Annotated in this window: 20 protein-coding genes; 5 read left to right on the plus strand and 15 right to left on the minus strand. The window is 54.2% G+C overall.

The window, feature by feature from the left end; all coding sequences use genetic code 11:
* Positions 1-23 precede the first annotated feature (23 nt).
* The 4 genes from KNP71_RS06670 to lepA form a co-directional block, all read right to left on the minus strand.
* The gene (locus KNP71_RS06670) at positions 24-1,208 is read right to left on the minus strand and encodes a DUF1015 domain-containing protein (protein WP_131471285.1); all 1,185 of its coding nucleotides are present in this window, start codon (positions 1,206-1,208) and stop codon (positions 24-26) included.
* Between the two features lie 12 nt (positions 1,209-1,220).
* Complete coding sequence (locus KNP71_RS06675; RefSeq protein WP_131471286.1) at positions 1,221-2,384, minus strand: 3-phosphoglycerate dehydrogenase family protein; 1,164 nt, start codon at positions 2,382-2,384, stop codon at positions 1,221-1,223.
* Positions 2,362-3,438, minus strand: a complete 1,077-nt coding sequence (gene serC / locus KNP71_RS06680) for a 3-phosphoserine/phosphohydroxythreonine transaminase (RefSeq protein ID WP_131471287.1) — start codon at positions 3,436-3,438, stop codon at positions 2,362-2,364. The genes KNP71_RS06675 and serC overlap by 23 nt, the downstream gene beginning before the upstream one ends.
* 101 nt (positions 3,439-3,539) lie before the next feature.
* Positions 3,540-5,363 carry a translation elongation factor 4 gene (gene lepA / locus KNP71_RS06685; protein ID WP_021065662.1) on the minus strand — a complete coding sequence of 608 codons (1,824 nt, stop codon included), beginning with the start codon at positions 5,361-5,363 and terminating at the stop codon, positions 3,540-3,542.
* Positions 5,364-5,583: 220 nt separating this feature from the next.
* On the opposite strand from lepA, the gene rpsT reads away from it, so the two are divergent.
* On the plus strand, positions 5,584-5,844 hold the full coding sequence (gene rpsT, locus KNP71_RS06690; RefSeq protein ID WP_021065661.1) for a 30S ribosomal protein S20: 261 nt from the start codon (positions 5,584-5,586) through the stop codon (positions 5,842-5,844).
* A gap of 30 nt (positions 5,845-5,874) precedes the next feature.
* Here the strand turns inward: rpsT and KNP71_RS06695 are convergent, their stop codons facing one another.
* Positions 5,875-6,309: a GNAT family N-acetyltransferase gene (locus KNP71_RS06695; RefSeq protein ID WP_029595202.1), complete on the minus strand. Its 435-nt coding sequence runs from the start codon at positions 6,307-6,309 to the stop codon at positions 5,875-5,877.
* A gap of 9 nt (positions 6,310-6,318) precedes the next feature.
* Positions 6,319-7,329, minus strand: a complete 1,011-nt coding sequence (gene holA, locus KNP71_RS06700; RefSeq protein ID WP_235045161.1) for a DNA polymerase III subunit delta — start codon at positions 7,327-7,329, stop codon at positions 6,319-6,321.
* Positions 7,330-7,419: 90 nt separating this feature from the next.
* Here holA and KNP71_RS06705 point away from each other — a divergent pair, with 90 nt between their 5' ends.
* Positions 7,420-7,584, plus strand: a complete 165-nt coding sequence (locus KNP71_RS06705) for a YqzM family protein (protein WP_016508105.1) — start codon at positions 7,420-7,422, stop codon at positions 7,582-7,584.
* Between the two features lie 59 nt (positions 7,585-7,643).
* On the opposite strand, the gene KNP71_RS06710 is transcribed toward KNP71_RS06705, so the two are convergent.
* The 7 genes from KNP71_RS06710 to KNP71_RS06740 all read right to left on the minus strand — a co-directional run bounded on the left by KNP71_RS06710 (position 7,644) and on the right by KNP71_RS06740 (position 15,698).
* Entirely contained in the window at positions 7,644-9,776 is a 2,133-nt protein-coding gene (locus KNP71_RS06710; RefSeq protein WP_131471288.1) for a ComEC/Rec2 family competence protein, read from the minus strand.
* 1 nt (position 9,777) lies between these two features.
* Positions 9,778-10,347 (minus strand): helix-hairpin-helix domain-containing protein, encoded by a 570-nt coding sequence (locus KNP71_RS06715; protein ID WP_021065657.1) that lies wholly within the window; start codon positions 10,345-10,347, stop codon positions 9,778-9,780.
* 155 nt (positions 10,348-10,502) lie between these two features.
* Positions 10,503-12,146: a methyl-accepting chemotaxis protein gene (locus KNP71_RS06720; protein ID WP_131471289.1), complete on the minus strand. Its 1,644-nt coding sequence runs from the start codon at positions 12,144-12,146 to the stop codon at positions 10,503-10,505.
* Positions 12,143-13,114 carry a BMP family lipoprotein gene (locus KNP71_RS06725; RefSeq protein ID WP_021065655.1) on the minus strand — a complete coding sequence of 324 codons (972 nt, stop codon included), beginning with the start codon at positions 13,112-13,114 and terminating at the stop codon, positions 12,143-12,145. The genes KNP71_RS06720 and KNP71_RS06725 overlap by 4 nt, the downstream gene beginning before the upstream one ends.
* Positions 13,115-13,257: 143 nt before the next feature.
* A complete protein-coding gene (locus KNP71_RS06730; protein WP_021065654.1) occupies positions 13,258-14,772 on the minus strand; it encodes a flotillin lipid rafts scaffold protein FloT in 1,515 nt (504 codons plus the stop codon).
* Positions 14,773-14,775: 3 nt separating this feature from the next.
* Complete coding sequence (locus KNP71_RS06735; protein ID WP_021065653.1) at positions 14,776-15,297, minus strand: NfeD family membrane protein; 522 nt, start codon at positions 15,295-15,297, stop codon at positions 14,776-14,778.
* A complete protein-coding gene (locus KNP71_RS06740) occupies positions 15,297-15,698 on the minus strand; it encodes a hypothetical protein (protein ID WP_021065652.1) in 402 nt (133 codons plus the stop codon). Before KNP71_RS06740 ends, KNP71_RS06735 begins: the two co-directional genes overlap by 1 nt.
* A gap of 123 nt (positions 15,699-15,821) precedes the next feature.
* Between KNP71_RS06740 and rnhC the strand changes: the two genes are divergently transcribed.
* From rnhC to KNP71_RS06755, 3 genes are all read left to right on the plus strand, one after another.
* The gene (gene rnhC, locus KNP71_RS06745) at positions 15,822-16,733 is read left to right on the plus strand and encodes a ribonuclease HIII (RefSeq protein WP_131471290.1); all 912 of its coding nucleotides are present in this window, start codon (positions 15,822-15,824) and stop codon (positions 16,731-16,733) included.
* Between the two features lie 72 nt (positions 16,734-16,805).
* On the plus strand, positions 16,806-17,618 hold the full coding sequence (locus KNP71_RS06750) for an alpha/beta fold hydrolase (protein ID WP_021065650.1): 813 nt from the start codon (positions 16,806-16,808) through the stop codon (positions 17,616-17,618).
* Between the two features lie 327 nt (positions 17,619-17,945).
* Positions 17,946-18,968 carry a PTS sugar transporter subunit IIC gene (locus KNP71_RS06755; protein WP_214756562.1) on the plus strand — a complete coding sequence of 341 codons (1,023 nt, stop codon included), beginning with the start codon at positions 17,946-17,948 and terminating at the stop codon, positions 18,966-18,968.
* Positions 18,969-19,009: 41 nt separating this feature from the next.
* Here KNP71_RS06755 and pheT read toward each other — a convergent pair whose 3' ends face one another.
* Together pheT and pheS are read right to left on the minus strand one after the other, a co-directional pair.
* Positions 19,010-21,385: a phenylalanine--tRNA ligase subunit beta gene (pheT, locus tag KNP71_RS06760; RefSeq protein ID WP_131471291.1), complete on the minus strand. Its 2,376-nt coding sequence runs from the start codon at positions 21,383-21,385 to the stop codon at positions 19,010-19,012.
* A gap of 12 nt (positions 21,386-21,397) precedes the next feature.
* Entirely contained in the window at positions 21,398-22,420 is a 1,023-nt protein-coding gene (gene pheS / locus KNP71_RS06765) for a phenylalanine--tRNA ligase subunit alpha (protein WP_131471292.1), read from the minus strand.
* Between the last annotated feature and the right edge of the window lie 158 nt (positions 22,421-22,578).

Here is a 22,578-nt window from a genome sequence, read left to right on the forward strand (position 1 = left end):
CGCCGGGACGCCACTCTGCACGTTCAATCGAACCGATGAATGAACAGACCGCTCTTCAGTTTCGGTTCGAACCACGTCGATTTTGGCGGCATTTGACCGTTCTCGTCGGCGACGCGCATCAGCTCTTCCATCGCCGTGGCATGACACGTCAATACGACGACGTCATCACGTTTAGCCAAGTCGGCGAGACGTTTCGGTGCGTCCTTGCCGCCGATGAAATCGATTCGGTGATCGGTGCGAACGTCCGTGACGTGAAAATACGGTTCGAGCACATCCCGTTGCAGCGTCGCGACGTCGAGCGACGTCGTCGTCTGCAATTTTTTGAGCATGAAATGCTCGCCCCGGTAAGACAAACCGAACGTGCCCCGCTCGTTCGGGACATACAAGGCAGGGACCGACTCGAGGTCATACGATAAATCCAGACTTTCGAGCAGCACCATCACTTCTTCTGTGTCCACTTGATTCAAAATCCGGTGATATGGCAAAATCGTCAGCTCATCGCTCGGGAACAAGACGCCGAGGAAGTGGTCCCGCTCTTGTTTCGATTCCCCTTCATGAATCGGGCTCCGTGCGACGACGGCTGCGGCTTTGGCCCGGTGATGCCCATCGGCGATATAGATGGCCGGAATGCTGGCCCCGAGCATGATGATGCGTGCTTGATGCTTGGATGGCACGGCATAGCCTTCATGGATGACACCTTCACTGTCCGTGAAGGCAAACAACGCCTCTCCTGTCGTCGCGTCGTCCAAGATGCGACGCAACCCTTCGTCCGGCGCGTGGCTCATCAAAATCGGACCAGTGTGCGCTTTCGTCGCCGATACGTGCTCGACGCGTTCGCGTTCTTTCGCGGCACGGGTGTGCTCATGAATCTTGATGCGACCGGCCTCATAATCGGTCACCGAGAATGTGGCGACGAGCCCTGTCTGGACACGCCCTTGATCGATGAGCCGGTAAACATAAAACCCGTGGGTCCGTTCGGTCAACTCGCTCTTATAAAGCCGTTCGAGCTCATGACGGGCTCGTTGTCCCCACGCCTCGAGCGGCATGTCCGCTGTGAACACTTCTGGTTTATCGACCGCAAGGAACGAGTCGGGACGCAGTTTGACGTCTTCACGTGCTTGTTCGACGCTGACGATATCGTACGGGTCGGCTGCGACGTTCTCGGGATGGGTTGGCATGTATGGGGCAAACGGTTTGAATACGACCATGATCATTCCTCCTTAAAATTCGCGGACGCGCATGACGCCCTCGATGTCGTACAGGGCGTGCACAGATAGCGTCTCGTGTTTATGGTTGTCGATGTCGATCAACGTATAGGCCACGTCGTTGCGGCTCCGGTTGACCATGTTGTCGATATTGATTCCGTTCTCGGCGAGCCGGCTCGCGATTTGACCGACCATGTTCGGGACGTTCAAATGGAGCACGGCCAAACGCCGCTTGCCGACGTAAGGGAGTTCCGTGTTCGGGAAATTGGCCGAGTTTCGGATACTACCGGTCTCGAGATACAGTTTGAGCGTATCGACGGCTTGGATTGCACAGTTCACCTCAGACTCGTGGGTCGAGGCGCCGAGATGCGGGAACGCGACGACTTGCGGATGTCCGAGCAGCACTTGTTTCGGGAAGTCAGTGATGTATGTCGCCACGTTGTCATCGAGCGCTTCTAACAAATCGGCGTCATTCACGAGTTCACCCCGGGCGAAATTCAAAACGGTAGCGCCCGGTTTCATCTGCTTGAACCATGTCGCATCAATCATGTGGCGCGTGTCATCCGTGAGCGGCATATGAATCGTCAGGATGTCGACGTCGGCGAGCAACTCGCTCAACTGCTTCGCCCGTTTTACTTGTTGTGAGATATTCCAGGCCCCGTCGACCGATAAGTGCGGGTCGTACCCGATGACGTCGATGCCGAGATGGAGCAAATCGTTCGCGAGCGACGCCCCGATTGCACCGAGACCGACGATGCCGACGCGCTTGCCTCGCAGTTCGGACCCGACGAAACGCCGTTTCTGTTGTTCCATCGCTTCTTCGAGCGATGTCTGATCGGCAAACGTGTGATCGTTGATCCAGTTCGCCCCTTCCAAAATCGGACGGACCGATAACAGCATGCTGGCGAGCACGAGTTCTTTGACCGCGTTCGCATTCGCGCCCGGCGTATGGAACACGACGACCCCTTGACGGGCGAGCCGGTCGAGCGGGATATTGTTCACGCCGGCACCGGCCCGGGCGATGGCGAGCAAGTAAGGCGGGATGTCCGCCTGATGGACGTCATGGCTCCGAATGACCCAGGCGTCCGCTTGTTCGGCGTCATTGACGGCATACTCGCTCGGCTCGAAACGCCGTAACCCGTCTTCTGCGATTTGATTATACGTTTTTATATGAAACATCTTGTCCCTCCTGTTCAAACTCATGCATCACATCGATGAGACGCTTCACGCCTTCGAGCGGCATCGCGTTGTATAGACTGGCTCGCAGGCCGCCGACCGAACGATGACCCCCGAGCTCGATTAACCCGCGTGCCTCGGCGAATCGTTGGAACGCCCGGTCCGTCTCGGCATCCCCTGTCGTGAACGGAATGTTCGTCAGCGACCGGTCCTTGCCCGAGACGACGGCATGAAACATTGGCGATGCATCCAAGGCGTCGTAAAATAGACCACTCTTCTCGACGTTGCGACGTTCCATCGCCTCGACCCCGCCTTCTCCCTCGACCCAGGCGAGCACGCGCTCGGCGACGTATAGACTGAACGTCGATGGAGTGTTGAGCAGCGTATCGACGTGCTTGCTGTACGCGAGGTATGACGGCAAGTCACGGTCGACAATCAAATCGCGACGGATGATGACGAGCGTCAATCCGGCCGGCCCGATATTTTTTTGGGCACCGGCATATAATAGCCCATAGCGCTTGACGTCAATCGTTTCCGCCAAGATGTTCGACGAGACGTCGGCGACGATCGGGACGTCCGTGTCCGGCAGTTTCGTATAGCGCGTCCCTTCAATCGTGTTGTTCAACGTCACATGAAGATAGTCGACGTCTGAAATCGTCTCTGGCCATGCGGGAAGGTCTCGATACTTGACCGCTGCCGAACTGCCGGCGACGACGACGTCACCGTAGTGTTTCGCATCAGCAATCGCTTTTTTCGACCAAATCCCGCTGTCGAGATAGGCGAAGCGCCCCGACTCGCGCAGGTTCATCGGCACCATCGAGAATTGTAGGGTGGCACCGCCTTGTAGAAACAGGACGGCATAGTCGTCAGGAATCTGCATCAATCGCCGCAGTCTCGCCTCGAGCTGCTCGACGATTGTGGCGAACGTGTCGGAACGGTGACTCATTTCGACGATGGACACCCCTTGTTTATAGGAAAGAAACTCGGCTTGCACTTCACGTAAGACCGGTTCCGGCAAGACGCCCGGCCCGGCTGAAAAATTATAGATCACCGCCACTCCTCCTCTATTTCTCTGTAAGTACGTACTATTCCGTGCCTGACGTGCCGAATCCTGCCAAATGACAAAAATCGCCCTTATCCGGAGATAAGGGCGAACGATTATTCTTCGTCCATCGACAAGACGGACATGAATGCTTCTTGTGGCACTTCGACGGAACCAACCATTTTCATGCGCTTTTTACCTTCTTTTTGCTTCTCGAGCAATTTACGTTTCCGCGAGATGTCACCACCGTAACATTTGGCGAGAACGTTCTTACGGAGTGCCTTGATTGTCGAGCGGGCCACAATCTTCGTTCCGACTGCTGCTTGAATCGGCACTTCGAACTGCATCCGCGGGATGAGTGCTTTCAGCTTCTCGACGATGACCTTCCCACGTTCGTAGGCGAAATCACGGTGCACGATGAAGCTCAAGGCATCGACGAGCTCGTTGTTGAGGAGGATATCCATCTTGACGAGTCGCGACGGACGATAGCCGATCAAGTCGTAATCGAGCGACGCATAGCCTTTCGTGCTCGACTTCAACTGGTCGAAGAAGTCGTAGACGATCTCACTGAGCGGGATGTCGTACGTGATTTTGACGCGGGTCGTGTCGATATACTGCATATCGATGAAGCTACCGCGTTTCTTCTGACAGAGCTCCATGATGGCACCGACATAATCGTTCGGTGTCATGATGGCCGCTTTGACGTATGGCTCTTCAATCAATTCAACTTTTTGCTGTTCTGGCATCTTCGACGGGTTGTCGACGTGGATGACGTCCCCTGCTGTCGTCGTGACGTGATAGATAACCGACGGTGCCGTCGTAATCAAATCAATGCCGAATTCACGCTCGATTCGCTCTTGAATGATTTCCATGTGGAGCATGCCGAGGAATCCGCTCCGGAATCCGAATCCGAGTGCCTGTGACGTCTCCGGCTCGAACTCGAGCGCCGCGTCCGACAACTGAAGCCGTTCAAGTGCTTCACGCAAATCGTTGTACTTCGCCGCGTCAATCGGATAGAGACCGCAGTATACCATCGGGTTCATCTTCCGGTAACCCGGGAGTTGTTCCGTCGAAGGGTTTTTGGCGAGTGTGATCGTATCACCGACACGAACGTCGCCGACCGTTTTAATCGACGCCGAGAGCGTCCCAACGTCGCCGACATTCAATTCTTTCACCGATAACGGTTTCGGTGTCGAGACGCCGAGGTCCGTGACTTCAAACGATTTGCCCGTCGACATCATTTGTACCTTGTCTCCGACTTTGACCGAACCGTTAACGATTCGAATCGAAGCGACGACGCCGCGATAAGCGTCATAATACGAGTCGAAAATCAACGCCTGAAGTGGCGCTGACGGATCTCCCGTCGGTGCTGGGACGAGTTCGACGATCTGTTCGAGAATCTCTTCAATCCCGATTCCCGCTTTGGCCGAAGCCGGTACGGCATCACTCGCATCCAAACCGATGACGTCCTCAATCTCTTGACGGACGCGTTCGACGTCCGCAGACGGCAAGTCGATCTTGTTGATGACCGGGATGATTTCAAGGTCGTTATCAAGCGCGAGATAAACGTTCGCGAGCGTCTGGGCCTCGATGCCTTGCGCCGCATCGACGACGAGGACAGCCCCTTCACATGCTGCGAGTGAACGTGACACTTCATACGTGAAGTCGACGTGTCCCGGTGTATCGATCAAGTGAAGGATGTACTCTTCTCCGTCTTTTGCGGTATAGTTCAATTTAACGGCGTTCAACTTGATTGTAATCCCACGTTCCCGTTCGAGATCCATCGCATCGAGCGTCTGTTCTTTCATTTCACGCGCCGTGAGCGCACCAGTTCTCTCGAGAATCCGGTCAGCGAGCGTCGACTTCCCATGATCGATGTGAGCGATGATGGAAAAGTTCCGAATCTTCTTCTGACGATTCTCTAATTCTTGTTTGTTCATATATGGGTTCACCTATCCTTCTCATGCATACCGTGTCATTATATCAAAATCCTAAGTTAATGTGTACGACCTACTTCAACAATACCACATATAGTTTTCAGAATAATCATCAAGTGGTTGCTTTTCGAATAAGCGTTTGCTACAATTGTGCTTGTTCTGTTGAATGATTACTTGAAGTAATAAGAACATACACTTTCTTGTTTCAGGGGGTGACAAAACAATGGCAAACATCAAATCAGCAATCAAACGTGCAAAAACTTCTGAAAAGCGTCGCGTCGCGAACTCGCAAGAGAAAGCAGCAATGCGTACAGCAGTGAAACGTGTTGACGCTCTCGTACTCGAAGGAAACAAAGAAGCTGCTCAAGAAGCTTTCGTCCTCGCTACGAAGAAAATCGACAAAGCTGCAGCAAAAGGTCTTATCCACCAAAACAAAGCTGGCCGTGACAAATCACGTCTTGCAGCTCGCATCGCAGCTCTCTAATTAGAGACTAAAACGAAACAGCCGCCTCCATTAGGAGCCGGCTGTTTTTTGGGTTCGCATGACGTAATGGGTCCCGATTTCAGGAATCTCGAACGGTTCGCCCACGACGACTAGCCCGTTCCGCTCATAAAAACGGACTGCCACTTCTCGGGCGTTGCACCACCACGACTCATTGACCGCTTCATGCAACGCCTGTAAAAACGACGAGCCAATCCCTTGACCAGTAGATGTCGGGTCAGTCGCCATCCCTCTGAGTTGGTACGGCACCGTCTGACCATCGAAGTCACGCCCCACTTCCATCACGGTCGCGATGGACACGACACGTCCATCTTCGACCCAGGCGAAGTGACGCGTCGTCTCCGCGTCATCCCCTTCAAAATAACACGTCTCCACCGGCAAACCGGGCCGCAACACTTCATGCCGAAGCGGAATCACCGCTTCTAACCCTACTTCCTGTAACCCCATGTCCTCACCTCACAGTAATGTCAATTGGCAGACGAGCGTATCAAACACGATCTGCTTGTCACCCCGTCCCGTCTTCATTGCCTCATCCGCGTCGGCAATCAATGTCAGTGCCCGTCCGAGCTGAGCCTCGGAGAAATTCCGGCTCGCTTGCGAGGCCAGTTTCACCGTATACGGATGCGCCCCGATTTTCGAGGCGATTTGCTTCTCGCCATACCCCTTCTCCGTCAGCTGTTTCGCGAGATACATATTCCGGTACTGTCGCGCGAGGAGTGCTAACAAACCGATCAGCTCTTGACCTTGCTTCTCTAAATCACGGACGAGCCGAAGCGCCGCATCCGCACGACGGGCCACTAAGAATTCGGACAGTTGGAACACGTTGTCTTCGAGTGTCCGCGGGACGAGATCGTTGACGATATCAATCGGAATCTCTGCCCCTTCACTCGCGTACAGTTGCAACTTCTCGAGCTCGCGGACGAGTTTGCCCCAATCATCCTGACAGAGGAACAACAGCCGTTCGACGGTCGCCCGCTCCATTTTTTGGCCGCGCCGGTTCAGCTCGTCGCCGACGTAGCGCATCAGCTCCGACTGGCTCGGTTTTTTCGCTTCGAGCACGATGGCCCGCTCTTTTAAGCGCTTGACGACTTTTTTCCGTTCGTCGAGCTTCTCCGCTTCGATAATAAAGACGAGTACGGAATAAGGCGCTGGTTGTAACGCGTATTCGGTCAATCGCTCGACGTTTTGCTTTTGCTTCTCTTTTGCCCCCGTCAAGAACTGCGCTTGTTTGACGATGACGGTCCGATACTCGCTAAAGAACGGTACCGTCTCCGCCTCATCGAGCGCCGTGTCGAGTGACGTCTCGTGCAAGTCGAGCTGCATGACATCAAAGTGGTCACCAGATGGGTTGGCCGCTTTGATGATGGCCCGCTCCCACGTCTCTAGCAAATATTTTTCTGTCCCAAACAGGACGTACACGTTCGACAACTTTCCGTTATGCAGCCACGGTTCATTCAAAACACACACCACTTTCACAATTTATTCTTATCTAAACATAGATTATCCTTCACTGATTCGCTATACTTAGGACGGAACCATTTCAAGGAGGGACTCACTATGCATATTAACTCTGTTCGCCCACAAAGCGAAAACCCGTTCGAGAACGACGTACAGTGCAAACGTAACGATGCCATCGATTCAGCAATCGGCTTCATCGTCCCGTTCGGCTTTTTCTTCACCATCTTCGCGATTGGTGTCCTCATCAAGTTCTTGAGCTTATAAGTCAGTCAGAAAGCGATTGCCCCGGGGGAGCAATCGCTTTTTTAGTTTATCATAGTTTTTCATGGCGGTACTGCCTTCGTCACAATCCCGCGACACCGATTTCGTTCACAGACGACCATCCCGTCCTCGTCCGTCCGTAATACCCGCTTTCCCTCGAGACGTTGTAGCGTGTCAAGATGCGGATGTCCGTAACGATTGTTCCTTCCGACACTGATGATGACCCATTCCGGATTGATTCGGTTCAACAGCGCCTCACTCGACGATGTGTTCGACCCATGATGCCCTAATTTGAACACATCGACGTCAACGGTCGGAATCATCTCTTCCCGCGTGTCCGGCAAATCCCCAGTCAATAAATACGTGAGCGCCCCGACCTGCATGAACAGCGACACCGAGTTCGCATTCTCGTCCTCGCCCGCCTTTCCCGGTGCGACGACCCACATCCATGGATACGGCCTATCCCCGCTCGACAGGAGCCTGACCGGGACTTGATAGGTCTCCAGCTCGGCCAGTAACTCGTCTCGTTTGCCTTGATCCGCTACTTCCGCCGAGAGCCACACCTCATCGACTTCGATGGACGAGAGCAAACCGGACAGTCCGCCGACGTGATCATGATCGGCATGGGTAAGCAATAAGAAGTCGAGGCGCGTCTCCCCTCGCTTCCATATGTACGGGGCGACGACGTCCGCTCCCGGGTCATAGGTGGACCGTTTCGATTCTTTCGGGTCTTGAAACACTCCGCCGACATCGATGACTCCCGTGACCTCGCCGTACTCGACGACGACGGCATCGCCTTGTCCGACGTCTAAAAACGTGACGCGCGGCTCTTCGCCCCATTCAAGGACGCCATGCATGAGCAAGAGCGCAATCACGGCAAGCCCCCAACCGCTCCATCGTTTCCACTCAAGGAGCATCAATCCGCCCCACAGGACGACAGCGAGGCCAAGAGCGTGCCAAAACGTAAACTCATGCAGCGGAAGCCAAGGCCGCCAATCGTGATGCAGGGCGAACGTCCCATTCAGGCCATCGAGGATCGGATGCAGGAGCTTTTCAGCGGTCGGCACGATATACGCGAACAGGGCGAGCGGAATGACGATCCAGGAAATTAAGAAAGCGCCGACGACGTTATACACGGGTGCCAACACCGATATAATCGGTTGAACGGGCCATAACAAGATGAGCCCGAACCATTGAGCATATACGGCCAGCCCGAACGGTCCTGTCCAAATCGGGCGAGTCACGAGCAAGAACAACGTCATCGCAACCGTCAACTGAAACCCTAAATTCCATAGCAAGTACGGTTGCAAGGCGAGCAAGAACGCCGCGCACCAACTGAGCAACCGAATCGGGTCGCGGACACGGTAACCAAACAGTGACAGCCCGAGCAACACGTCGGCGACGAGCACGGCCCGCGCCACTGGCGGCGAAAACCCGGTCAACCATCCGAACAACGTGACCACAACGAGAATCAACATTGTCTTCGTCTCTCGTCGCAACGGCAACGGCCGCGTCGTCCAACGCAATCCGAGCACGAGGAGCGCGATATGTGAACCGGAGATGACGAGCAGATGGAGCAGACCGGTCACCCGGTAAGAAAACGAGGTATCCTCATCGAGCAACCGACTCTCCCCGAACAATAACGCCTCCATATAAAGCGCCACATCCGGCCGATACGTCGTCTCGATTCTCGCGAGCTGTCGTTCCTTCCAACGGAGCATCCGTCCACTCATGCCGTCACTCGGACGACACGCCTCGATGGCGACGTCACTCCCTTTGAACGCAAGTCCGGCCCCATACGCCCAAGCCGCCTCGTCGAACCCACCTGTATTGCGCAACGGTGCGAACGGGGTCTGCGTGAACGTGACGAGGCACGTCTCTCCGGGACGACCGAGCGAGAGGTCACGGCCGGTCAATACACCCTCCTTTCCGTCGATTTGTCCATACAGCCGCGCCGATTGGCCATTGTCCCGCCGGCTCTCGATGGCGAACAGATAGGGTCCGTCCACCGGCAACGGTTCGGCGTCAGGACGTACGAACACGAACAGGACGAGCAGGACGGCACCAACGTGCGCATAGACGGATTGACCACGCCAAGTGAAGGCGATGGCGACAGACAACAGGAGGCAGAGGGCGACTGATCCGTGTATCCCGGCAATGAATAGGCTGATTGGCAACAATGGATACAGTGGCATGTCATGGAACCAAGAGATAACCTTCCATGCTTTCTAACGTCTTCTCCCCGAACCCTTTGACGTTGCCGATCTCTTCATATGACTTGAACGGCCCATGCTGTTTCAAATGATTGAGAATCGCCTCGGCTTTGGCCGGACCGATGCCCGGTACTGTCATCAATTCGTCCTTCGTCGCACTGTTAACATGGACCCCGTTCGTCCCCCCGCCCGCTTCTTCAGCGGCAGGCACAACGACCGTCTCCCCTTTTTTCGGGACGCTCACTTTCGTCCCATCGACGAGCAATTGGGCCAAATTCAATTGTTCGGGATCAGCCTCGGCCGTCAAGACGGCGAGAGACAACACATCCCCAACACGGGCCCCTTGCGGCATCGTATACATATCGGGCGCCTCGACAGCCCCGGTCACATAGACGACGATTTCGGTCGGGACGCTCGGCTCGATTTCCGGCTCGGGTGTCGCCACGAACTGTTCGACCATCGGCGTCTCCGGTTCTTTCGAGTAAAACATATAGCCCACCCCAATGAATAATCCGACGAGCAGCACGACGACATACCGTCTCCACTTTTCCATACGTCTCCTCCTCGCGTGAGTCTTCCCTCTAGTATGAGCAAATAGACATCGGTGCGCCCGTTCCGCCTTTGACGTTTCTGATGCGCTTATGACCCTGATAGGCGTGTGTCGCATCCGCTTCGAGACGACAAAAAAGAGACAAGCCGAAACTTGTCTCAGTGCTCTTCAAAATGTTGGACTTGGCTCGCGAGTGCGGCGGCCTGCCCTTCTAACTCCTGCATCAAGGCGAAAATTTGATCGAAGCTCGCTTGTTGCTCTTTCATCGAGGCCGCGACTTCTTCATTGCCCGCCGCGAGTTCCTCGGTCACGCCGCTCACTTCCTCGACCCGTTTCAAGACGTTCGTGACTTCCGTGCTCGATGCGACCATCTCGCGCTCGATCGTCCCGACGAACGAGGCGACGTGATCGGTCCGGTCATGGATTCGACTGAACGCCTGCTTCGTCAATCCGAACGCCTCGAGCTGTGCCGTCTGCTCACGACTCGACTCTTCGACCATATCCGTCAAGCGGGCGACCTCATCGCGAATCGTCTGGACGACTCCGAAAATCGAACGTGTCGCCACGTTACTTTCTTCAGCCAGCTTCTTGACTTCGCTGGCGACGACTGCAAACCCTCGTCCGGCCTCCCCAGCCCGTGCAGCCTCGATGGCGGCGTTCAAGGCGAGCAGGTTCGTTTGGGCGGCGACGTCTTCCACGAGTTTTGCCATTTTTTCAATCTCTTCGGTCTTCCGGGCGAAGTCATCCATCCGATTGACGAGTGATGCGTTGCGCGCGCTCGAGCGCTCTAGAATCTCTTCCTGGTCCGTCAGCGTCTCGATACCGGCCGCGACTTCACGAGTCATCTCGGTCGTCTGTTCAGTCGTCTGCTTCGTCTGGTTCAAACTCGTCTCGAACGAGGTCGCCATGATGCCGACCGATTCGAGCGTCTCTTGCAGTTCCGTTGCAATCGACTGTGCCCCGTTCGCCATCTCATCGACTGCATTCGTGATGTTCGACGTCGTGCTGACCACGGCCTCGTTCTCGGCGGCCGCTGTCTCCGTCATATCGTTCACTTTCATCGAAGTGACGCGAATGGACCCGATGACCGTCTGGAGCGACATCGTCATCTCTTGCATGGCCCGCTCTAACCGTCCGATTTCATCACGGCGCGTCGAATCCGGCAACGTGATTAACCGGCCGGCCGCGATTGCTTCCGCCGCCTCAACGTTTCGCTCGAGCGGATGGGTGATCGAGCGGGCGAAGAAGAAGTTATAGACACTGAGTGCGCCGATGACGAAGACCGTCAACAATACCGATACGAGCAGGAGACGTTTCGTCTCGCTCGCCGCCTCGGCCTGTAGCGCTTCATAGAACGTACCATTTTTCAAGAGGAGTGTGTTCACATCGTTCAATACTCCTTCGAGTTTGGCGGCTTGAATCCGGGCCGCAATTCCGCCGGCCTCGGCCGTCTCCACTTCAGCTTCAATCCGTTCATACTTCGTTGTCGCCCGTTCAAGGTGCGTCGCGAACTCTGGAATCAGATATGTCTGTTCGAGCATCGCAAACGTTTCTCCGTTCGTCGCCCGGATGCGCTCGAGTTGCGTCAGCGTCGATTGACTCATCTGCTCGCCGAGCGATGTCCAAAGTGACTGTTCTTGCAAGAGCGACGTCTCGAGCTGTGACAGCTCGATCATTTGCGTCCCATACTGTTCATTGTACGTCTGCAGACGATTGAGTGTCGTCAAAACGTAACTCATCATCAACACAATCAACAAGACCGTGAACACGGTCGAAAAGATAAACCGTTTCCGTAAACTCATTTCAGCGTCCCCTCCATCAACTGTTTCTGAAACGCCTCAAACTGTTTTGTCTCTTCGTCATCCCACTGGACACGACGAAGAGCGGCCAAACCGACACCGTTTTGATCGATTCCGAGTTCGACGTGGGTATTGAACGCCTCGTTCTCGAGTCGATTCGCGATTTCAACGATGGCCAAATCAACTTGTTTCAACATCGACGTGATGACCGCGTCCGGTGCAATCATCGATTGATCACTGTCGACCCCGATGGCCTTCACACCGTTCCGCTCAGCCGCCTCTAGAACTCCGACCCCTGTCAGTCCTGCAGCGGCGTATAACACGTCCGCTCCGGCTTCAATCTGTTTCTCTGCCAATTCGCGCCCGATTTCAGGTGATGCAAAATCGTTCGCATAGTCGACGAGCATCGTCACGTCATCGTTGACACTTTTCGCTCCGAGTTCGAAGCCAGTCCCAAACTTTTGAATCAGTTCGTTGTCGACGCCCCCGATAAATCCGATTTTGTTCGATTCCGTCTCGAGCCCCGCGACTGCACCGGCTAGCGCACTTCCTTCCGTCTCTTTGAACGTCACGGACATGACGTTCGGTAATGTCGATACGGCATCGATCAACGCGAACTGTTGCTCCGGATGTTCGGCCGCTACCGCTTCCAAGTCCTCTTGACAAGCGAACCCGAGCCCGATGATGACGTCATGTCCGTCGGCGACGAGCTGTTCGAACCCGGCCTTGTACGTTTCCGTCTCATCCAACTCGCGGTAATCGACGAACCATTCCCCCGTCTCACGGAGTTGTCCCATGCCGCGCATCGCCGCATCGCTGAATGACTGGTCCCCGAGACCAACATCAGACAACACAACGCCCATCGATTGACGGGTTTCAACGGTTGCTTCCGGTTGGTCAATCACAGACTGACAACCTGGTAACCAAGTCACACATGCGGCCAACAAGCCGATGATGAGTGATTTCTTCATAATCGCTACTTCCTCTCTCTAATGGTCTGACATCTCACTTATCGTCAGAAACCGATCGAGTTTGAAGCCTTTCGTTTCAAATTTAGGGGAATTTGAGTAAAACAAAAAAAGCCACAGACGATGACTTGTCTGTGGCTCCCTACTTATTCTTCCGTCGCGGCGAACGTTGACTCGCTCAACTCGCGATTCGCACTCGGCTGAACGTTGCCTTTTCCAGCAAAGTTGTCGAGTAAATCTTTCATATCGATTCCTGACGACGCTTTGAGCGTCTGTTGCAGCGATGCCATCAAGTCGGTGGCGTAACCCGTGACTTTGCCGGCTCCGCCGTCTTTGCCGCTGCCCGTATCGACGACCGTAATCTTGTCGATATTGCCAAGCGGTGCTGCGATTTGTTTCGCATAATCCGGAAGCATCTTGACGACCATGTCGAGGATGGCGGCTTGACCATACTGCTCGAACGCTTCGGCAATCTTTTGTTTCGCTTCGGCTTCGGCGAGACCCGTCAAGCGGATAATGTCAGCTTCGGCTTCCCCTTTGGCCCGTTCCGAATCGGCCTCGGCCACACCGGCGAGGCGGACCCGTTCGGCGTCGGCTTTCGCTTCCGCTTCGATGCGGTACTTCTCAGCGTCGGCTGCGGCGATTTGACGTGCCTTGTCGGCTTCGGCTGACTGCTCGATCGCATAGCGGTCGGCGTCGGCTTTCTTCTTCACTTCAGAATCGTACTGTTTCTCACGACGCATGATTTCTTTCTCTTCGAGCTCGATTTGCTTTTGACGTTCGATGATTTGGACCTGCATCTGTTGCTCGGTGACTTCTTGCTTCGCTTTCGCTTCTTCGAGCTCATACGCTTGGTCGGCGCGGGCCTTGGCGACGTCTTGTTCACGGCGATACGCCGCGATACGAAGCTGGTTCTCTTTCTCGGCTTCCGCGATTTCTGAAGCACGTTCAAGTTCCGCTTTCTTCGCGTCCTTCATCGCTTCTGCTTGTTTGATGCGCGTCTCTTTGTCCGCTTCGGCCGTGGCGATATCGGCATCTCGCTTCACTTGCGCGATTCGTGGCTTCCCGAGCGATTCAAGATAGCCGTTCTTGTCACGAACATCTTTGATGGTGAACGAGACGATAACGAGACCCATCTTGGCCAAGTCTTGTGAGGCGACGCGTTGCACTTCTTGCGAGAACTTATCACGGTTCTTATAAATCTCTTCAACTGTCATTGAACCGAGGATTGAACGGAGGTGACCTTCGAGCACTTCTTTCGCCTCGTTCTCGCGTTCGATTTTCGGTTTGCCGAGGAATTGTTCGGCCGCCGTGGCAATCTCACTGATTGAGCCGCCGATTTTGATGATGGCCGTCCCGTCCGCCATGACCGGTACACCTTGCTCGGTATACACTTCCGGCGTCGTCACCTCGAGCTTGCTCGAGAGAAGACTGAGTGGTTCTGCCTGCTGGAACACCGGCAAGACGAACGTTCCGCCCCCACGGATAATCTTCACGCGGTTGCCTGACGCGTCGCTATGGACGTTCTTTTTCCCTAAGTAGCTGCCGGTAACGATGAGCGCCTCATCTGGTCCGACCGTGCGATACTTCAACACGAAGACGAAAATTAAGGCGAGCAAAATCACTCCGACGATAATACTGGCTAAAATAGCTGTGTTCATACGTTAAAACTCCTTTCGGATTGTCGGTTCGTCATACTCCATGACGACCGCAATGTTTCGTTCGACTTCGATGATGACGACGCGTTGTGTCGTATCGATGGCTTTTCCGTCGACACTCTTGGCCGTTTTTAGTACGGATCCCGTTACCGATTCGACGAGCACTTCGCCAAACCCACCTTCTGGGACCGGGACCGTCAATCGACCAATCAGGCCGACGAGGGATTCATCGGTCATTCCGATCGATTCTTCCGCGTTCGATAGCGGCAAGAGGACAAATAAGTACAGGAGCGTCGTGAGCGCGAATGAACCGACGAGGGCGACGGCAAGCCCTATCATTGGCGACACGTGGGCAAGCGCATTTAAAATCAATCCGATTCCCGCACCGAGCGCTAAAAAGGATAAGATGACGGCGGGATTGAACCAACCATCAAATACATCGAACGCATCTGAAAAAATCATGTACACGAATGTACCGAGACCCGCGATGATGAGTACCCACCAATACAGCTGATCTAACGATTCCATTACCACTCCTCCTCGGCGCGACGCTGTCGTTCGTACGAAAGGACGCGGCGCAAATGTTCGACTTCGAGCGCGAGCGCCTGTTCAATCGTGTCCCACTCTGCCAACGGTCGGGTCGGTTGATTGACCGACTGTCGGACCCGTCCTAACGTCTGCTCGAGACGTAAGCGATCATAGCGGTCGACCGCCTCCATCCGTTCTTGTCGCAGAAGTGACAAATAGTGATCGACTTCCGCTTGTAACGCAATGATTTGCTCGGTCGCCGCTTCCGACGATTCCTGCATGAGCAAGCGACGCACCCTGACTTGATGGGCGATCAGTTTTGCAATCCGAGCTTCTAGCTCGAGAATATGTTTATAGAGAGATTCTGCCTCATCTTCATCCGTGTCATCGCGCCACCACATCTCCGACTCACCTCGCTTCTTTCTTTACTCACTTGTCTATACGTTTAGAGCGAAACTTTGGTTTCAAAATAACTAAAAAAAATGTAAGATTGATTTGCTAGCGTTAGAAAGGAAGTGCTCACATTGGGCAATCAAGTCATTAAATTATCAGCTACCGCCCAGGAGGAACTCATCGCGAGTTATCGGGCCCATTCAGTCAATCCTCCGCCACACGCACGATTCAGTGCTAAAACACCTCAGTGTGTGATTACGGTCTACAATTCGGGTAAAGTCATGTTCCAAGGACGTGATGCCGACACGGAAGCCGCCAAATGGGGAACGAGCATTAAAAAAGAACCTAGCGTTCCGAAAAATGTTCTGCCGGAAGGCTTTTCGGACTGGTCTGTCATCGGGAGCGACGAAGTCGGAAAAGGTGATTATTTCGGACCGCTCGTCGTCGTCGCCGCCTACGTGCCAAAAGAGAAAATCGCTCTCGTCAAAGAGCTCGGGGTCAAAGACTCCAAACTGCTGTCGGACACAGAAATCGTCCGAATCGCCAAAGACTTGCACGTCACCATCACCTATCAGAAGGCGACGTTGCACAATCCGGCGTATAATAAAATGCAACGGACGATGACGCAAGGCAAAATGACGGCCATCGCCCATAACGCCGCCTTGTCGGCCTTATTGCAGAAGCTCGATGCGACACCGGACGCCATTTTAATCGATCAGTTCGCTGAAAAGAACATCTACTATAACCACCTTCGTTCCGAAAAAGCAGTCGTCAAAGATGACGTCTATTTCTCGACGAAAGCGGAAGGATTGCATGTCGCCGTGGCCGCCGCCTCGATTCTCGCTCGCGCCTTGTTCTTAAAAGAAATGGACAAGTTAAGTGCGACACTCGGGGTCACGTTACCGAAAGGCGCCGGCGCCAAAGTCGACCAAGTCGCGGCCGATTTGATTCTTCGTTATGGTCAATCCCGTTTGAACGAGGTCGCGAAAGTTCACTTCGCCAACACGAAAAAAGCAATCCGGTTGAGCGAGTTGAAACGATAGTCCTACATTTGTAGATATGGTATATTATTTTTAGGGTTTAATGAACTTAAAAATTTTTGGAGGATAGCGTTCATGTTGCATTATAAAACGTACACATTAAGCGACGACCATCCTTGGGTCATCTTCATCCATGGCGCGGGTGGAAGTCTGTCGCATTGGTATCGTCAAATTCGGCCGTTCAAAAAGAAATATAACGTGCTCCTGCTCGACCTACGCGGACATGGCGGCTCTTACAACGCAGAACAGTCGTTGAATCAACCGCTGAACGCGTATACGCTCGATGTCGTTGTCGAAGACGTCGTCGAGGTCATGGACCACTTACAGATTGAAAAAGGCCACATGGTCGGCCTATCGCTCGGGACGATTGTCATTCAAGCGATGTTCGAGCACCATCCGGAACGAATCGCTTCAGTCGTGCTCGGCGGGGCCATCGTCAAGTTCAACGTCCGCTCGACGTTGTTGATTCGCCTCGGTAGTCTCGTACAGAGCTTCGTGCCGTACATGTGGCTATATCAGCTGTTCGCGTGGATTTTATTACCGAAGAAGCGTCATAAGAAATCACGCATGATGTTCGTCCGCGATGCGGCCAACCTGTGTCAACGTGAGTTCATCCGCTGGTTCAAGATGACCGAGAATATGAATCCGTTGCTTCGTCATTTCTCTTCGATCGAGACGAACGTACCGATTCTCTATATTATGGGTGACGAGGACTACATGTTCCTCGAAGCCGTCGAACGGACTGCGAAACATCAGCCGACGGCTCGTGTCCAAGTCGTCACTGACTCGGGCCATGTCGTCAATGTCGACCAACCCGATCATTTCAATTCAATCTCGATGGCATTCATCGATCAACAAGTTGGCTCACTTGCAGCCAGCACGTCTTAATACGAGACGATCCTTCATTGGGTCGTTTTTCTTTTTGAGCGGTTTTCAATTTTTTTCAAATTAATTTTCAGAAAATATTGATTATTGAAAAATATCGTGTTACTCTTAGACAAATCTTAACAAACGGAGGAGCTGGCAATGATGAAAACCCATGCGCAACACGGCCTACTGATTATTATTCGACTGAGGGACTGAAAATCGACTCGATGACCGAGACGAATTTTTGGGCCCTTGTTTCGATGGTTTCGGACGAGGCGCTCATGGTATGACCGACGCGCCTATCCCATCCGGATAGGTTTTTTTATTGGATTGACACACATAGAGGAGATGATGGAAGTGAAACAGTACGCAATGGACCGAATGATCAAAATATCAGCAGGAATGGCAAGCGCCGTCCTCGTCACGCTCGGGGTTGGACTCTTGATTGAAACGATTGGGAAGATGGCCGGCATCGAGACACTCGTCTTGATCGGGCAAGTCGCGAAATCATTGCTCGCCCCGGCACTCGGTGCCGGTGTCGCTTATCAGCTCGGCGGCAATACGCTCATTTTGTTCAGCTCGATGATTGCGGCAACCGTTGGTGGTGCGGCGCTCCAAGCGACCGAGAGCGGGCTCGTCCTCGTGCCCGGTCAACCGATCAGCGCCTTGATTGCAGCAGCAGCTGCGGTCTGGTTAGGCAAACGTGTCCTCGGGAAAACGAAATTTGATATGATGGTCGTCCCGGTCACCGCTGTCCTTGGAGGCGGCATCGTCGGAGTCGGCGCAGCAGCCGTCACGACACCGCTCATCAACTCAATCAGCGCCAGCATCACCGCTTCGGTCAATACGTCTCCAATCGCGACATCGCTCGTCATCGCGCTCGTATTTAGTGTCATGCTCATGTCACCTGCTTCGTCGGCCGCACTCGCCATCGCGCTTCAACTCGACCCGGTCGCCAGTGCCGCCGCGTTGATCGGATGTACGGCCCAGTTCGTCGGCTTCACGCTCATGGCATATCGTCAAACAGATCCAGGCGGTTTGGTCGCCTCGTTCTTCGTCACACCGAAAGTCCAGTTTCCGAACGTCGTCAAAAACCCTCGCGTCGTCATGCCGCCTTTCATCGCGGCGATGATCAGCGCGCCGATTGCGACGCTCGTCTTCTCACTCGAAGTCCCTTATGAAATCGCGGGACTCGGGCTCAACTCATTGATTGCGCCGCTCAACATCCTTGCCGCGCAAGGAATGGACGCGTTCCTCATCTTCGTTGGAACGGGAGTTGTCCTTCCGGCCATCATCACGCTCGTCTTGTATAAAGTGACATGCCTCGTCGGTTGGACAAAGTTCGGCGACTTGGCTCTTGAAGTCCAGTAAACTCAAAAAAGGTGTCCACACGTGGTGGACACCTTTTTAGGTTATGCGCGAACTTCCGCACCGTGTGCCGCTTGAACGGCAGTGAGAATCGCTTCATACGACGCCGTCACTTCTTCATCTTGAAGGGTGCGGGTCGGATCTTGATACTTGAGCGAGAAGGCGATTGATTTCTCATCGTCCCCTACGTTCTCCCCGATATAGACATCGAACAAGGCGAGGTCAATCAAGAGCGGTCCTGCCGCCTGTTTGATGGTCGCTTCGACTTGACCGGCCGGGATGTCCCGTTTCAACACGAGCGCCAAATCACGTGTGATGGATGGGAAACGTGGTACGTCTTCATAGATGAGCTCGGCTGACTGTTGCAACACGTCCAAGTCGAGTTCGAACACGTACACTTCTTTCAATCCATACACGTCTTTCGACACGCCTGGATGGACTTGTCCGACGTAACCGATGACACGTCCGTCGATGAGCACGTTTGCGGTACGACCTGGGTGCATATCGGCAATCACGGCCGCCTCATACGTCGCTTCGACACGTAGCGCAGACAAGAGCGTCTCAACGGCTCCTTTGGCGACGAAATAGTCGACCGGGACACGCGTACCTTGTGAACGGTGATCGTACCAAAGTCCCGTCAATACGCCGGCGACGCGCTCCGTTTCACGTGGCAACGTCTCGCCTTGTTCAACATAGACGCGTCCTGTCTCATACAATCGCACGTTCGCTTGTTGACGCGACGTATTGTAACGAGCCGCCTCCAACAGACCTGGGATGAGCGATGTCCGGAGTACCGAACGCTCTTCGCTCATCGGCATTGCCAAGTTCACTTGCGTCAAGTCGGCTCCACTGAAGCGTGAGGCGTTCCCGACGCTCGTGAGCGAGTACGTGATCGCTTGCGACAATCCTGCGCCTTGGAGGATGCGACGGACGCGACGGCGCAACACGTTTTCTTTCGGGAGGTACCCTTTCGAGTGTGACGCCGGAAGGCTCGACGGAAGACTGTCATAGCCATAGAGGCGTGCCACTTCTTCCGTGATGTCAGCCGGCAACTCCAAGTCAGGGCGACGCGACGGTACGTGGACCGTCAACGTCTCGTCCCCGGTCACATCGAGACCGAGACGTTCCAAGATGCGGACAATCGTCTCTTGCTCGAGGTCCATTCCGAGTCGATGGTTGATATAAGCGACCGAGACATCAATCGTCCGAGCCGCAGAGTCTTTGTCCCCAGCGATGACGATGTCGCTAATTGTGCCACCGCTCACTTCGACGATGAGTTCGGCCGCACGGTCAAGGGCCAATTGTAACCGTTCCGGGTCGACCCCTTTTTCAAAGCGGGCACTCGAATCCGAGCGTAAACCGAGCGTACGGCTCGTCTTACGGACCGATGCCGGTGCGAAGTAGGCCGACTCGAGGATGATACTCGACGTCGTCGCATCGACTTCGGTGTTCGCTCCACCCATGACGCCGGCGATGGCGACAGGCTGCTCGCCGTCCGTGATGACCATCATCGAGGCATCGAGCGTGCGCGTCACGTCATCGAGCGTGACGATTTCTTCCCCGTCATACGCTTGGCGAACAGCAATCGTCGTTCCGAGTTTCGCCGTATCGAACGCATGAAGCGGTTGACCGAGCTCGAGCATGACGTAGTTCGTCACATCGACGACGTTGTTGATTGGGCGGACGCCTTCTGCGATCAAAATATTTTTCAACCATTGTGGCGAGTCACCGATGACGACGCCGTCGACACGGCGTGTCGCATAGTACGGACAGTTGTCTGTCTCGAGACGAACGCTGACCGTGTTCGCGACATTTGTCGTCACGTCGGCAGTCGGTAATGTGTATGGGCGCTCAAGGATGGCCGCGACTTCATGAATGATCCCGTAAAGGCTTAAGCAATCTGAACGGTTCGGTGTCAATCCGAGCTCGATCACTTCATCGTCGAGGTCTAACAGACGGATGACGTCCGCACCGACTTCGACCGGTTCGCGGAACGTGTGAATGCCATCCTGCTCGTCTTCACGAATTTGTTTCTTCTCGAACCCGAGTTCCTCGAGCGAGCAAATCATCCCTTGCGACTCGACGCCGCGCAGCTTCGCTTTCTTAATTTTAAGGCCTGGGAGACGAGCTCCGACCGTCGCCACGATGACGTGTTGACCAGCGGCGACGTTCGGCGCGCCACAGACGATTTGAACCGGGCTATCCGCACCGATATCGACCGTCGTCACGTTCAATTTGTCTGCCTCAGGATGCTTCTCGCAAGCGAGGACATGCCCGACGACGAGTCCCGACAAGCCTTCCGACCGGCTGACGACGCTCTCGACTTCAATCCCGTTTTTCGTGATTAAGTCACCGAGCGTTTGTCCGCTCAAATCGGATACGTCAATATATTGATTCAACCATTTTTTTGATAATAACATGTGTGATCCCCCTTAGAATTGCTCGATGAAGCGTAAGTCGTTTGTATAGAAGTGACGAATATCGTCCACCCCATGTTTTAACATCGCCATCCGTTCGACACCGATTCCGAATGCAAATCCGGACATCTTCGTCGAATCATAGCCTGCCATCTCAAGCACGCGTGGATGCACCATTCCGCCTCCGAGAATCTCAATCCAGCCTGTCTTCTTACAGACGTTGCAGCCTTTGCCGCCGCACTTGAAACAAGAGATATCGACTTCGACCGACGGCTCTGTGAACGGGAAGAAGCTCGGACGGAGACGAATCTCACGCGTCTCACCGAACAACTGTTTGACGAACACTTCGAGCGTGCCTTTCAAATCGGCCATCGAGATATGCTCATCGACGACGAGTCCTTCGATTTGCATGAACTGATGCGAATGTGTCGCGTCATCCTCATCACGACGGTATACTTTACCCGGGCAGATGATGCGAATCGGCTTCCCTTCTGCTTGGAGCATCGTCCGTGCTTGAACAGGCGACGTATGTGTCCGGAGGAGCGTCTCGTCTGTGATATAGAACGAATCCTGCATATCACGGGCCGGGTGATCTTTCGGGAGGTTGAGCATCTCGAAATTGTATAAATCCGTCTCGACTTCCGGACCTTCGGCAATCGTATAGCCTAGACCGACGAACAAATCTTCCATCTCATCGACAATTTGTTGGAGCAAGTGGGTATGACCTGGCAGTGACGTCCGACCTGGGAGCGTGACATCAATCGTTTCCGCTGCCAGTTTCGCCTCGAGCTCGACTGCCTTCACTTCCTCGATCCGTGCCTCTAACGTGTCTTGGATTGTCGTCCGGACCGTGTTGACGAGTTCACCCACGACTGGTCGTTCTTCAGGTGAGAGTTTCCCCATCCCGCGGAGCACCTCGGTCATCGGTCCTTTTTTCCCTAAATATTTGATGCGGACATCGTTCAACTCTTTTTGTGACGACGACGCTTGAATCTCCTGCAACGCCTCTTGTTGTAATTGTTCCAACTGTTCTTTCATTCTTGTTTCCTCCTCTACAAAAAAAGTCCCTTCAGTCGATGACTGAAGGGACGAATAATCGCGGTACCACCCTACTTGGCCGAAATCGGCCCACTTGAGAGCATCGGTATCGGGATGCTACTTCGGTGTTGTCTCCAACACGACTCGAGAGTGAATTC

It is taken from the genome of Exiguobacterium sp. s56, from assembly GCF_018618255.1.
Lineage (GTDB): Bacteria > Bacillota > Bacilli > Exiguobacteriales > Exiguobacteriaceae > Exiguobacterium > Exiguobacterium chiriqhucha.

Bases quoted from the DNA above. Each gene is read 5' to 3' on its own strand.
- KNP71_RS06670 (WP_131471285.1), bottom strand. From the start codon at position 1,208: ATGGTCGTATTCAAACCGTTTGCCCCATACATGCCAACCCATCCCGAG.
- KNP71_RS06675 (WP_131471286.1), bottom strand. From the start codon at position 2,384: ATGTTTCATATAAAAACGTATAATCAAATCGCAGAAGACGGGTTACGG.
- lepA (WP_021065662.1), bottom strand. From the start codon at position 5,363: ATGAACAAACAAGAATTAGAGAATCGTCAGAAGAAGATTCGGAACTTT.
- rpsT (WP_021065661.1), top strand. From the start codon at position 5,584: ATGGCAAACATCAAATCAGCAATCAAACGTGCAAAAACTTCTGAAAAG.
- KNP71_RS06695 (WP_029595202.1), bottom strand. From the start codon at position 6,309: ATGGGGTTACAGGAAGTAGGGTTAGAAGCGGTGATTCCGCTTCGGCAT.
- KNP71_RS06705 (WP_016508105.1), top strand. From the start codon at position 7,420: ATGCATATTAACTCTGTTCGCCCACAAAGCGAAAACCCGTTCGAGAAC.
- KNP71_RS06710 (WP_131471288.1), bottom strand. From the start codon at position 9,776: ATGCCACTGTATCCATTGTTGCCAATCAGCCTATTCATTGCCGGGATA.
- KNP71_RS06715 (WP_021065657.1), bottom strand. From the start codon at position 10,347: ATGGAAAAGTGGAGACGGTATGTCGTCGTGCTGCTCGTCGGATTATTC.
- KNP71_RS06720 (WP_131471289.1), bottom strand. From the start codon at position 12,146: ATGAGTTTACGGAAACGGTTTATCTTTTCGACCGTGTTCACGGTCTTG.
- KNP71_RS06725 (WP_021065655.1), bottom strand. From the start codon at position 13,114: ATGAAGAAATCACTCATCATCGGCTTGTTGGCCGCATGTGTGACTTGG.
- KNP71_RS06730 (WP_021065654.1), bottom strand. From the start codon at position 14,772: ATGAACACAGCTATTTTAGCCAGTATTATCGTCGGAGTGATTTTGCTC.
- KNP71_RS06735 (WP_021065653.1), bottom strand. From the start codon at position 15,297: ATGGAATCGTTAGATCAGCTGTATTGGTGGGTACTCATCATCGCGGGT.
- KNP71_RS06740 (WP_021065652.1), bottom strand. From the start codon at position 15,698: ATGTGGTGGCGCGATGACACGGATGAAGATGAGGCAGAATCTCTCTAT.
- KNP71_RS06750 (WP_021065650.1), top strand. From the start codon at position 16,806: ATGTTGCATTATAAAACGTACACATTAAGCGACGACCATCCTTGGGTC.
- KNP71_RS06755 (WP_214756562.1), top strand. From the start codon at position 17,946: ATGATGGAAGTGAAACAGTACGCAATGGACCGAATGATCAAAATATCA.
- pheT (WP_131471291.1), bottom strand. From the start codon at position 21,385: ATGTTATTATCAAAAAAATGGTTGAATCAATATATTGACGTATCCGAT.
- pheS (WP_131471292.1), bottom strand. From the start codon at position 22,420: ATGAAAGAACAGTTGGAACAATTACAACAAGAGGCGTTGCAGGAGATT.